This window comes from Ideonella sp. B508-1 (assembly GCF_000333615.1).
In the GTDB taxonomy this organism is placed as follows: Bacteria; Pseudomonadota; Gammaproteobacteria; order Burkholderiales; family Burkholderiaceae_C; genus Ideonella.
The window spans coordinates 1-10993 of the sequence record NZ_BADL01000172.1 but is presented as its reverse complement, the minus strand read 5'-3'; the positions used below and the strand labels follow the sequence as shown (position 1 = coordinate 10993).

The 10993-nt window shown below is 72.0% G+C and carries 11 protein-coding genes and 1 pseudogene; 5 read left to right on the top strand and 7 right to left on the bottom strand.

The window, feature by feature from the left end; translation table 11 throughout:
* From garD to I73_RS31490, 3 genes are all read left to right on the top strand, one after another.
* Positions 1-1477 (top strand): galactarate dehydratase (gene garD, locus I73_RS08040; protein ID WP_022980145.1); only part of this gene is annotated, 1477 nt, incomplete at its 5' end.
* Between the two features lie 93 nt (positions 1478-1570).
* Positions 1571-2050, top strand: a complete 480-nt coding sequence (locus I73_RS08035; protein WP_022980144.1) for a carboxymuconolactone decarboxylase family protein — start codon at positions 1571-1573, stop codon at positions 2048-2050.
* Positions 2051-2098: 48 nt separating this feature from the next.
* Positions 2099-3157, top strand: a complete 1059-nt coding sequence (locus tag I73_RS31490) for a GNAT family N-acetyltransferase (RefSeq protein ID WP_022980143.1) — start codon at positions 2099-2101, stop codon at positions 3155-3157.
* A gap of 21 nt (positions 3158-3178) precedes the next feature.
* Here the strand turns inward: I73_RS31490 and I73_RS08025 are convergent, their stop codons facing one another.
* The 6 genes from I73_RS08025 to I73_RS08000 all read right to left on the bottom strand — a co-directional run bounded on the left by I73_RS08025 (position 3179) and on the right by I73_RS08000 (position 8341).
* The gene (locus I73_RS08025; RefSeq protein ID WP_022980142.1) at positions 3179-4090 is read right to left on the bottom strand and encodes an aldo/keto reductase family oxidoreductase; all 912 of its coding nucleotides are present in this window, start codon (positions 4088-4090) and stop codon (positions 3179-3181) included.
* Between the two features lie 41 nt (positions 4091-4131).
* The gene (locus I73_RS08020; RefSeq protein WP_022980141.1) at positions 4132-5565 is read right to left on the bottom strand and encodes a DHA2 family efflux MFS transporter permease subunit; all 1434 of its coding nucleotides are present in this window, start codon (positions 5563-5565) and stop codon (positions 4132-4134) included.
* A gap of 77 nt (positions 5566-5642) precedes the next feature.
* Positions 5643-5972: a hypothetical protein gene (locus I73_RS08015; RefSeq protein ID WP_022980140.1), complete on the bottom strand. Its 330-nt coding sequence runs from the start codon at positions 5970-5972 to the stop codon at positions 5643-5645.
* Between the two features lie 228 nt (positions 5973-6200).
* The gene (locus I73_RS08010; protein ID WP_022980139.1) at positions 6201-6899 is read right to left on the bottom strand and encodes an alpha/beta fold hydrolase; all 699 of its coding nucleotides are present in this window, start codon (positions 6897-6899) and stop codon (positions 6201-6203) included.
* Positions 6892-7710 (bottom strand): MFS transporter, encoded by an 819-nt coding sequence (locus I73_RS26735; protein WP_083876625.1) that lies wholly within the window; start codon positions 7708-7710, stop codon positions 6892-6894. The genes I73_RS08010 and I73_RS26735 overlap by 8 nt, the downstream gene beginning before the upstream one ends.
* A gap of 82 nt (positions 7711-7792) precedes the next feature.
* Complete coding sequence (locus tag I73_RS08000) at positions 7793-8341, bottom strand: YbaK/EbsC family protein (protein WP_022980137.1); 549 nt, start codon at positions 8339-8341, stop codon at positions 7793-7795.
* A gap of 488 nt (positions 8342-8829) precedes the next feature.
* Between I73_RS08000 and I73_RS33495 the strand changes: the two genes are divergently transcribed.
* Both I73_RS33495 and chrA read left to right on the top strand, forming a co-directional pair.
* The gene (locus tag I73_RS33495; protein WP_199899043.1) at positions 8830-9462 is read left to right on the top strand and encodes a chromate resistance protein ChrB domain-containing protein; all 633 of its coding nucleotides are present in this window, start codon (positions 8830-8832) and stop codon (positions 9460-9462) included.
* Positions 9463-9506: 44 nt separating this feature from the next.
* Positions 9507-10829: a chromate efflux transporter gene (chrA, locus tag I73_RS07990; protein ID WP_026096456.1), complete on the top strand. Its 1323-nt coding sequence runs from the start codon at positions 9507-9509 to the stop codon at positions 10827-10829.
* Positions 10830-10844: 15 nt separating this feature from the next.
* Here chrA and I73_RS31480 read toward each other — a convergent pair.
* Positions 10845-10993, bottom strand: a pseudogene (locus I73_RS31480) (Lrp/AsnC family transcriptional regulator); the annotation flags it as partial.

Below are 10993 nucleotides of genomic sequence, written 5' to 3'. Positions count from 1 at the left end.
CGAGTGCGTTCCCGGCGCCGGGCTGACCCTGCGCGCCCTTTTGCCCCAGGGCCACAAGCTGGCGCTGGTGGACCTGCCCGCCGGCAGCGCCGTGCGCCGTTACGACGTGACCATCGGCACCACCAACCGCGATCTGCCGGCCGGTGCCTGGGTGCACGAGCGCCTGCTGGACCTGCCCGCCGCGCGCGAGCTCCAGGGCCTGCCCATGGCCACCCGCGCCGCCACCCGTGGCGAGCCGCTGACCGGCCACACCTTCCAGGGCTACCGCAATGCCGATGGCTCGGTGGGCACGCGCAACCTGCTGGCCATCACCACCACCGTGCAGTGCGTGGCGGGCGTGGTCGAACATGCGGTGCGCCGCATCCGTGAGGAGCTGCTGCCGCGCTACCCGAACGTCGACGGCGTGGTGGGCCTGGAGCACGGCTACGGCTGCGGCGTGGCCATCGACGCGCCCGACGCGGTCATCCCCATCCGCACCCTGCGCCACATCAGCCAGAACCCGAACTTCGGCGGCGAGGTGCTGGTGGTGAGCCTGGGCTGCGAGAAGCTGCAGCCGCAGCGCCTGCTGCCCCCGGGCAGCTTTGCCATCGAGAGCGCCGCGGCCGACGGCGGCCCCGACACCGTCTGCCTGCAGGACGCGGCCCATGTGGGCTTCGCCTCCATGATCGACGACATCGTCGCGCGGGCCGTGCCCCACCTGGAGCGTCTGAACGCCCGCCGGCGCGAGACCATTCCTGCCAGTGAACTGGTGGTGGGCGTGCAGTGCGGCGGCAGTGATGCCTTCAGCGGCGTCACCGCCAACCCGGCGGTGGGCTTCGCGGCCGACCTGCTGGTGCGGGCCGGCGCCACCGTGATGTTCTCGGAGAACACCGAGGTGCGCGATGCGGTGGAGCAGCTCACCGCCCGCGCGGCCACGCCGGCCGTGGCCGAGGCCATCGTGCGCGAGCTGGGCTGGTACGACCGTTATCTGGCGCGCGGCCAGGCCGACCGGGCCGCCAACACCACGCCCGGCAACAAGGCCGGCGGCCTGTCCAACATCGTCGAGAAGGCGATGGGCTCCATCGTCAAGAGCGGCAGCGCCCCCATCGACCATGTGCTCTCGCCCGGTGAGAAGCTCGGGCCCGATCAGCGCGGCCTGGTGTTCGCCGCCACGCCCGCGTCCGACTTCATCTGCGGCACGCTGCAGCTGGCCGCCGGCATGAACCTGCACGTCTTCACCACCGGCCGCGGCACACCTTATGGCCTGGCCGAATGCCCGGTGATCAAGGTGGCCACCCGCAGCGACCTGGCCCGCCGCTGGCACGACCTGATGGACCTCAACGCCGGCGTGATCGCCGACGGCGAGGCCAGCATCGAGGAGACCGGCTGGGCCCTGTTCCGCCAGATGCTGGCCGTGGCCAGCGGCCAGCCCACCTGGGCCGAACGCCACCGCCTGCACAACGCGCTGGTGCTGTTCAACCCGGCGCCGGTGACCTGAACGGCAGACGGTTGTCACAGGCCGGGGGGCCCGTTCGTCTTGGGGGATGAGACCGTCGTGGTCTCGCTTCCCAACCGAACCTGGAGCCCTGTGATGAGCCAACGCCTGCACTACGCCGAACTCGCCCCCGACCTGTTCAAGAAGTACCTGGACTTCAGCCTGGCCCTGCGCCAGAGCGGTCTGGAGACTGCGCTGCGTGACCTGGTGACGCTGCGCGCCTCTCAGCTCAACGGCTGCGCCTTCTGCGTGGACATGCACGTCAAGGAGGCCACGTTGCATGGCGAGCGGCCGCTGCGCCTGCACCATGTGGCGGTGTGGCGCGAATCGACGCTGTTCTCCCCGCGCGAGCGCGCCGCGCTGGCCTGGACGGAGCTGCTGACCCAGCTGCCCGCGCACGGCGTGCCCGAGGCCGACTACCAGGCCGCCCGCGCCGAGTTCAGCGAGGCCGAGCTGGCCGCGCTGAGCTTTGCCATCGTGGCCATCAATGGCTGGAACCGCCTGTCGGTGGGTTTTGCGGTGGTGCCGGGCTCGCAGGACCGGCTTTATGGCCTGGACCAGGCCGGCCTGGCCTGAGGCGCGTCGTATGCTGGCGGGCCCGCCCACTGCTCCGAAGCCCGCGCCGTGTTCACCATCGCCAAGTTGACCGCCCAGGATGCGCCGGCCTACCGCGCGTTGATGCTGGAGGCCTATGCCCAGCCGGGGGACGCCTTCACCTCCACGGCCGAGGAGCGGGCGGCCCTGCCGCTGTCCTGGTGGGCGCAGCGGGCCGCGGCGGCCGATGGCTCGGGGCTGGCGCTGGGGGCCTGGGTGGACAACACCCTGGTGGGCAGCGTGGCGCTGGAGTTCTCCAGCCGGGCCAAGACGCGGCACCGTGCCCATCTGGTGGGCATGTACGTGCAGCCGGCCCAGCAGGGCCAGGGCATGGCCCGCGCGCTGATGCAGGCGGCGCTGGCCGAGGCGGCGGCCCACCCCGGCGTGCGCTGGGTGACGCTGACGGTGACCGAAGGCAATGCACCCGCCCAGCGCCTGTACGAGTCCTGCGGCTTTCGCGTCTTCGGGCTGGAGCCCGAGGCCATTTGTACCGACCGGGCCTGTCTGGGCAAGGTCCACATGGGCTGCCCGCTGGACCTGCCGCCGCCCGCACCGCGCCGGGCGCAGCCGGTGCGGCTGCGCCCGGCGGTGGCGGGGGACGCCACGGCGCTGGCGGCGCTGGCGGCGCGCTGCTTTCACGACACCTACGCGGCCGACAACCGGCCCGAGGACCTGTGGGCCTACATCACCGCCCACTTCCACCCGGCGCAGCAGCAGGCCGAACTGGCCGACCCGGCGCTGCGCACCTGGCTGGCCGAGGAGGGCGATCGCCTGGTGGGCTTTGCCCAGCTGGCCTGGGGCGGCGAGCTGCCCGCGGCGGTGACGCAGGACCGGCCCGTGGCCCTGCACCGCTTCTACGTGGTGCGCGAGCAGCAGGGCACGGGCCTGGCCGGCCGCTTGATGACGGCCATCCGCCAGGAGGCGGCCCAGGCCGGTGCGGGCCATCTGTGGCTCAGCGTCTGGGAGCGCAATGCGCGGGCCATCGCCTTCTACCGCAAGTGCGGCTTCGAGGCGGTGGGCCACACCACCTTCGACGTGGGGGCCGACCGCCAGCGCGACTGGGTGATGGTGGGGGCCACCGGCGGCTGAGCGGGCCGCCGGCCGCGCGCTTCAGGGCACCGGGTGGCCGTTGGCCAGCTCGTAGAGCTCGAACCAGGTCTGCCGGTCCATCGGCACTTGCAGGGCCTGGGTGAAGCCGGCGATGCGTTCGGGCTGCAGGCTGCCCATCACCGGGATCACCCCGGCCGGGTGGTGCATCAGCCAGGCCATGGCCACCGCGGTGGTGTCGGTGCCGCTGGCGCGGGCCAGCTCGGCCAGGCGCGGGGCCAGGCGGTGGGCGGCCGTGCCGGGCTGCTGCGCCTCGGTGTGCAGCCGGCCGCCGCCCAGCGGCGACCAGGCCATCACCGGCATGCGGTGATGCTGGGCATGGGCCAATTGGCCATTGGTGAAGGGCGCGGTGTGCAGCAGGCTCAGCTCGATCTGGGTGAGCTGCAGGCGGTGTCTCATGCGCGACTGCAGCAGGTCCATGTCCCAGGGCATGAAGTTGGACACGCCCACGCCGCGCACCTTGCCGGCGTCGATCAGCGCGTCCAGGCAGGCGCCCAGGGCCTCGGCGTCGCACAGCGGGTCTGGGCGGTGGATCAGCAGCAGGTCGATCAGCTCCACGCCCAGGCGTTGCAGCGAGCGCTCGACGCTGGCCTGCACGTGCGCGGGGCGGGTGTCGTAGTGCTTGACGCGGGTGTCGGGCCACTGCGCCGACTGCAGCATGATGTCGGTCTTGGTGACCAGCTCGATCTGCTGGCGCAGGGCGGGGCGGGCGCGCAGGGCGGCGCCGAACAGGGCCTCGCAGCGGTAGTCGCCGTAGATGTCGGCGTGGTCGAAGGTGGTGATGTCCTGGGCCAGGCAGGCGTCGATGCGGGCCAGCGCGGCGTCCACGCCGGTGTCGGTGGTGTCGGCCCAGCGCCAGACGCCACAGGCGATCGGGCTGAGGGTGTGCTGGTTGGGCAGCGTGATCCGGTGCATGGTGTCGGGGGCGGTCGGGCGAGGGGCCGCATGTTGCCAGCTCAAACCTCGGTCTGCACCGCGGCGGGGGCTTGCCCCCGCATCAGCAGGGCCGCCAGCATGGCCGCCAGCACCACCGCGCCCAGCAGGAAGAAGCCCTGGCCGTAGGCGGTGAAGAGGCCGTCGGCCTGCTCCCGGTAGGCGCCTTCGCGCCATTCGACGAACACCGCCGTCATGGCGACGCCGAACACCCCGCCCAGCTGGCGCGCATAGGTGACGATGACAGAGGACTGGGCCAGCTGGTGCGGCGCCAGGTGGCGCAGCGTGGCCAGGTTCAGGGCGGGCAGGATCATCCCCAGGCCGATGCGGCCGACCACGGTGGCCGCGATCAGCGTGGCGTAGCCGATGTGCTGGCCCAGCACGTAGAAGGCGAAGAAGGAGCCGCCGAACAGCAGCAGGCCCGCGATGGCCACCGCCTTGGGCGGGTACTGGTCGGTCAGCCGGCCGGCCAGGGGCGTGCACAGCACCAGCGCGATGCCGCCGGGAACGAGCGCGTTGCCCGCCGCCGTGGCCGTGTAGCCCAGGGCGCTTTGCAGGAAGACCGGGACCAGGTAGGTGGAGCCGTAGAGCCCGAAGCCGTAGGTGAAGGACACCACGCTGCCCATCGTGAAGGTGCGGCTGCCGAACAGGCCCAGCTGGATCAGCGGTGCCGGGCTGCGCCGGGCGTGGCGCACGAAGGCGGCCAGGGTCAGCAGGGTGAGGGCCGCGTGGGCGGCCGTCCATGCCGAGAGGACGCCGCTGCGGTGCAGGCGGGTCACGCCGTCCACCACGGCCAGCGTGGCCAGGGACAGCAGCAGGGCACCGGTCCAGTCGAAGGGGTGCTTCTGGCCGGGGCTGGGTGCCGGCAGCAGCCAGGCGCCCAGGGCCAGGGCAGCCAGGCAGAAGGGTGTGTTGAACAGGAAGACGGCGGCCCAGCCGAAATGGTCCACCAGCACGCCGCTGAAGGCCGGCGCCACCGCGGGGGTGATGACCAGCCCCAGCGTGAGCAGGCCCGAGGCCCGGCCCTGCATGTGCGGCGGGAACAGGCGCAGCACCACCATCGTACCCAGGGGCTGCAGGATGCCGGCCGCAGCCCCCTGCAGCACCCGCGCCAGCACCACCTCGCCAAAGTTCTGGGCCAGGCTGCCGGCCACGCTGGCCACCGACAGCACCGCCACGGCCGTCAGGAACAGCCGCCGAAAGCCGATGCGGTCCAGCAGCCACGACGTGGGCAGCATCGACAGGGTCATGGCCGCCATGAAGCCGGTCACCGCCCACTGGACTTGGTCATGACCCAGCTTGAACTGCTGGCTCAGCGCGGTGATGGCGACGTTGAGGGCCGTGGTGGCCAGCACACCGGCGATGGTGCCGGTGGCCACGGTGATCAGCAGCAGCCACTTGTAGCGGGGGCCGTGGCGCTGGCTCAGCGCGTCGAAAGACAGGGCGCGGCGGATCATGGTCGGGCAGGGTTGTGCCCACTGTAACCCGCACGCTCCTTCTCAGCCCAGGTGGCCCGGAATGGCCCCTCGCTGGGTCAGGCGCAGACTTCGTCGCTCGGGGTTGTGACCCTGGCCGGCGCCCGAAGCGTGAGCCGCCAGCTGCACACGGCCAGGTAGAGGAGCTGCCAGGCCATGCCGCTGTGGGCCCGGTGGGGGGCCACATAGCGCATGAGGGCGTCCACCTTCTCCGGATCGGGATGGGCGGTGCTCATCAGGGCGCGCCAGGCGTGCGCGGCGCGGTGACCGGCGGCGAGCACAGGGTCGGCCGGCGCCTCGCCGGCCGCCGTCGAAAAGTAACGGATCATCTTGGCGCACACCTCTTCGGTGCTGTCGCCGGGCTGGATGTTCAGATTGACGTGGGCCATGCTGGTCGGGCGCTCTCACCATCGATGATGGAAACCGTCCAGAGGGGCTCGGAGGCCCACCGGACGGCCACGAGACTGCAGGGTCCAGTGTGGGCCTGAAACCGCCGGATGGAACGTCACCTGAAGAGGGGGTTACTCGCGCGTCATGGCGTGATCTGAGGACGTTTCCGGCCGCCTTCAGACAAATACGCTGGACAAGCGCGCCCAAGTGGGCTTGGGCTGGGATGCTCAGTCCATCAGCCAGCGGCGCATCAGGGCGGTGGTGGCCTCGGGCTGCTCCAGCGTGGGCAGGTGGCCGCAGTCCGGCAGGGTGTGCAGTTGGGCCTGGGGGATGGGGGCTGCCAGGGCCTGCAGCACCGCGGGCGGGGTCAGGGTGTCATCGGCACCGCCCAGCACCAGGGTGGGCTGGGTGAGCGTGGGCAGCAGCGGGCGCGAATCGGGCCGGTGCAGGATGGCGGTTTGCTGGCGCCGGTAGGCCTCGGGGCCGACACGCTGGGCCATGGCCTGCACCGCCTGGCCCACCGGGCCGCGCACATGGCGGGGGTGGACCAGGGTGGGCAGCAGCTGCTGGGTGACGCCCAGAAAGCGGCCGCGCTTCAGGATGGCCAGGCTGCGGCGGCGTTGCAGCGCGCGCTCGGGGCTGTCGGGCGCGGCGGTGGTGTCCAGCAGGGCCAGTCGGCTCACCCGCTCGGGCGCCTGGCGCAGGATCTCGAAGGCCACATAGCCGCCCATGGACAGGCCGGCCAGCGCGAAGCGCGCGGGCGCCTGGGCCAGCACCCGCGCGGCCATGGCCTCCACCCGCTCGTCCTGGGTCAGGTCGGCCACCTGCACCTCGGCCACGTCGGCCAGGGCCTCGGCCTGGTGGACCCAGAGCCCGGCGTCGCACAGCAGGCCGGGCAGCAGCAGCAGGGGCGTGCGTTCAGCCATGGCGGGCGTCCTGGTTCGGGCGGCCTTGGGCCCAGGCCAGACCCAGGCCGAGGGCGGCCAGGACAGTGGTCAGCGCCACCTCGGCCGGCCAGCCGCCGTGCAGCCAGAACCAGCCCCCCACCGCACCGATGCTGCTGGAGCCCAGGTAGTAGAACAGCAGGTACAGCGAGGCCGCGTGGCCCTTGTGCGCGCCGGCCAGCTGGCCCACCCAGGCGCTGGCCACCGCGTGGGCGATGAAGAAGCCGATGGTGACCAGGCCGACGCCGGTGGCGATGGCCGCCAGCGAGCTGCCCAGCGTGACCAGCACGCCCAGGCCCATCATGCCGCCGAAGGCCGTGCCGCCCACGTACAGGCCCATGGCGCTGCCCAGGCGGCGGGGTTCCATCTCTTCGGCCAGATAGGCCATGGCCACGGCGGGCACGCCGCCCAGCACCAGGCCTTCCAGCAGCCGGCAGGTCAGCAGCAGGGGCCAGCTCGGCGCCAGGGCGGCCGCCAGGTTCAGCAGCGCGGCCAGCACCATCGACGTGGCCATCAGCCCGCGCCGCGGCAGGGCCTGCGACAGCGCGCCCATCGAGAAGATGGCCACGGCCAGCGCCCCGGTGGCCAGCGACAGGGCCAGCGAGCTCTGCGCCGGGCTCAGGCCGAAGGCGCCGGCGAACTCGGGCAGCAGCGGCTGCACGCAGTACAGCAGCGAGAAGGTGGAGAAGCCGGCCAGGAACAGCGCGAAGCTGATGCGGGCAAAGGGCACGGGGGTGTCGGCGGACACCGGGACGGCCGCATCGGCGCGGTGCGTCAGGGGCAGGGACGGCATGGGCGAGAGCATGCCCTCGGCAGCGTCATTCGTCCAATCGATGGTGACAGTAGTGTCTATCTGTTGGGCGTATGGCGAGGGATCAACCGGCATCGCTCACCGGCAGCGTCAGCTCGGCCACCTCCACCCCCGGCAGCCGCTGCAGCACGGCCGGCGCCAGCAGCAGCTTGGTCTCCCGCACGCCTGCGCCCATCACGACGAACTCGCGTGCCATCACCGCCGCATCCACCAGGATGCGCAGGCTCGCGGGCAGGCCGAAGGCCGTGATGCCGCCGAAGGCCATGCCGGTCAGTTCGGTGGCCACCTCGCGCCGGGCCATGGACACCTTGCGGGTGCCCAGGGTCAGGCGCACAGCGCCGTTCAGGTCCAGCCGGCGCGAGCCCAGCGAGACCAGGGCGGCAAAGCGGTCCTCGCCGTTCTGCGGGTACTTGACGATCAGGGTGTTGGCGCAATCGTCCAGGCCGAAGCCGTAGCGTTCCGAAAACGCAGCGGTGTCCGAATGGGCGTCTTCGCAGGCGAAGACGATCACGCCGTCCGGCGGCAGGGCCGCCGCCACCGAGGCGGGCAGCGAGGCCTCGCTTGGGGTGAGGGGCTGGATGGGAAAGCGGCGGGCGATGGCGTTCAGGGGCATGGGGCAGCGCAAGGGGCAGAGGGTTGGAACATAACCCAGCGCCCGCAAGGCGGTGACCCGGGGTGCTTTCGCCCACGGACGGGAAGGGGGTTGCGGGCCGTCTTTGTACATTCATCACATGCCGTGATAATTGCTTCATGACCTCCTGGCTGATCCTCACTGCCACCCTGCCCACCTCGCCCAGCGCGCTGCGGGTCAAGGTGTGGCGTGCCTTGAAGGCACGCACTGCGCCACGCTGCGCGAGGGCGTCTACATCCTGCCGGTCCAGGCCAGCACCGCGGCGGCCTTCCCCGCCTTGAAGGCCACGATCCGCGACGCCGGTGCCAGCGCCCTTTTGTTGCAGGCCACGGCGCCGCGACGCGGCCCAGGAGGGCGGCTTCCTGGCGCTGTTCGACCGCAGCCAGCCCATGCCGAGTTCCTGCAGGCCCTAAAAGCGCCCCCAAGGCCCTGGGCGCGCGAGGCGCTGCGGGGGGCGGGGGGCAGACGAGGTGGCGGCCGCAAAGCCCTTGCGCCAGCTGGCCCAGCAGCTGCAGGCGCTGCAGGCGGCGGATTTCTTTCCCGGTGCGGCGGCCAAGCAGGCCGAAGCCGCCCTGCAGGCTTTGCGGACCGAGCTGGAGCGGCGCTGGTCGCCCGGCGAGCCGGCCCCGGCCGAGGCCCCATTGGCCCGCTTGTCGGTGGCCGATTTCCAGGGCCGCACCTGGGCCACCCGGGCACGCCCCTGGGTGGACCGTCTGGCCACGGCCTGGCTGATCACGCGGCATGTGGACCGTCAGCCCCGCTTCGTCTGGCTCAAGCCGCCGCTGCGCACGCCCCGCGGGGCGCTGGGCTTCGACTACGACGGCGCGCGCTTCACCCACGTGGGCGAGCGCGTGAGCTTCGAGGTGGTGGCCGAGTCCTTCGGCCTGATGGACCAGCCCGGCCTGGCGGCCCTGGCGGCGCTGGTGCATGGGCTGGACGTCGGTGGCGTGGTGCAGGACGAGGCCGCCGGCATCGAACTGCTGCTGCGCGGCCTGCAGGCCACGCATCCCGACGACGACGCGCTGCTGCAGGCCGCGCTGCCAATCTTTGATGCCCTGCTGGCCGGCCTGGCCGCAGCCCCTGCTTCCGGGAGCCGACCATGAGCACCACACCACCTTCCGTGGCCGAGGCGACCACGGCGCCGTCCATGGCGCCGCTCGCGCCCACCCTGGGCCAGGCCTTCGTCTACTGGCTGCGCCTGGGCTTTCTGAGCTTTGGCGGGCCAGCCGGGCAGATCGCACTGATGCACGAGGACCTGGTCGAGCGCCGGCGCTGGATTTCCGAGCAGCGCTTTCTGCATGCGCTGAACTACTGCATGGTGCTGCCAGGGCCCGAGGCCCAGCAGCTGGCCACCTACATCGGCTGGCTGATGCACCGCAGCTGGGGCGGGCTGATCGCAGGCGGGCTGTTCGTGCTGCCCTCGCTGCTGATCCTGATCGCGCTGTCCTGGGTCTACATGGCCTGGGGCCAGGTGCCGGCAGTGGCCGGGGTGCTCTACGGCATCAAGCCGGCGGTCACCGCCATCGTCGTGTCGGCCGCGGTGCGCATCGGCTCGCGCACCCTCAAGAACCGCTGGCTCTGGGGCCTGGCGGGGGCGGCCTTTCTGGCCATCTTCGCGCTGGGTCTGCCGTTTCCGCTGATCGTGGGCCTGGCGGGGGTGGTGGGCTACCTGGGTGGTCGGCTGGCGCCGGCCCAGTTCGCGGTGGGCGGCGGCCACGGTGCACAGCGGGCCTCGCAGGGGCCGGCGGTGATCGACGACGACGCGCCCACGCCGGCCCATGCGCGCTTCTCCTGGCCCCGGTTCTGGCGCGTGGTGGCGGCCTGCGGAGGTCTGTGGGCGCTGGCCCTGGGGGCGCTGGTGTGGGCCTGGGGCTGGGACGGCGTGCTGACCCAGATGGCCTGGTTCTTCACCAAGGCCGCGCTGCTGACCTTCGGCGGCGCCTACGCGGTGCTGCCCTATGTCTACCAGGGTGCGGTGGACCATTTCCACTGGCTGACGCCGGGCCAGATGATCGACGGCCTGGCGCTGGGCGAGACCACGCCGGGGCCGCTGATCATGGTGGTGTCCTATGTCGGTTTCGTCGGTGGCTGGGGCCAGGCCCTCTTCGGTCCGCAGGCGCTGCCCTGGGCCGGCGTGGCGGCCGCGGCGGTGGTGACCTTCTTCACCTTCCTGCCGTCCTTCTTCTTCATCTTCCTGGGCGCGCCCTTCATCGAATCCACCCACGGCAAGCTCCAGTTCACCGCGCCGCTGACGGCCATCACCGCCGCGGTGGTGGGCGTCATCGTCAACCTGGCCGTGTTCTTCGCCTACCACGTGCTCTGGCCGCGGGGCTGGGCCGGCGGCTTCGAGTGGGCGGCTGCGGTGATCGGCCTGGCGGCCGCGCTCGCGCTGCTGCGCTTCAAGGTGGGCGTGATCCCGGTGGTGCTGGGCGCGGGCCTGCTGGGCGGGGCCTGGCGGCTGCTGGGCTGAGGCGGCCGGCCCGCCTCAGACGTAGCCCAGCGGCAGCGCCGTGGTGAGCTTGAGTTCCTCCATCGCGAAGCTGGAGCTGACGTCGTGCAACTGGGTGCCGTCGGTCAGTCGCTTGTAGACCTTGTCGTAGGCGGCGATGTCGGGCACCACGACGCGTAGCAGGT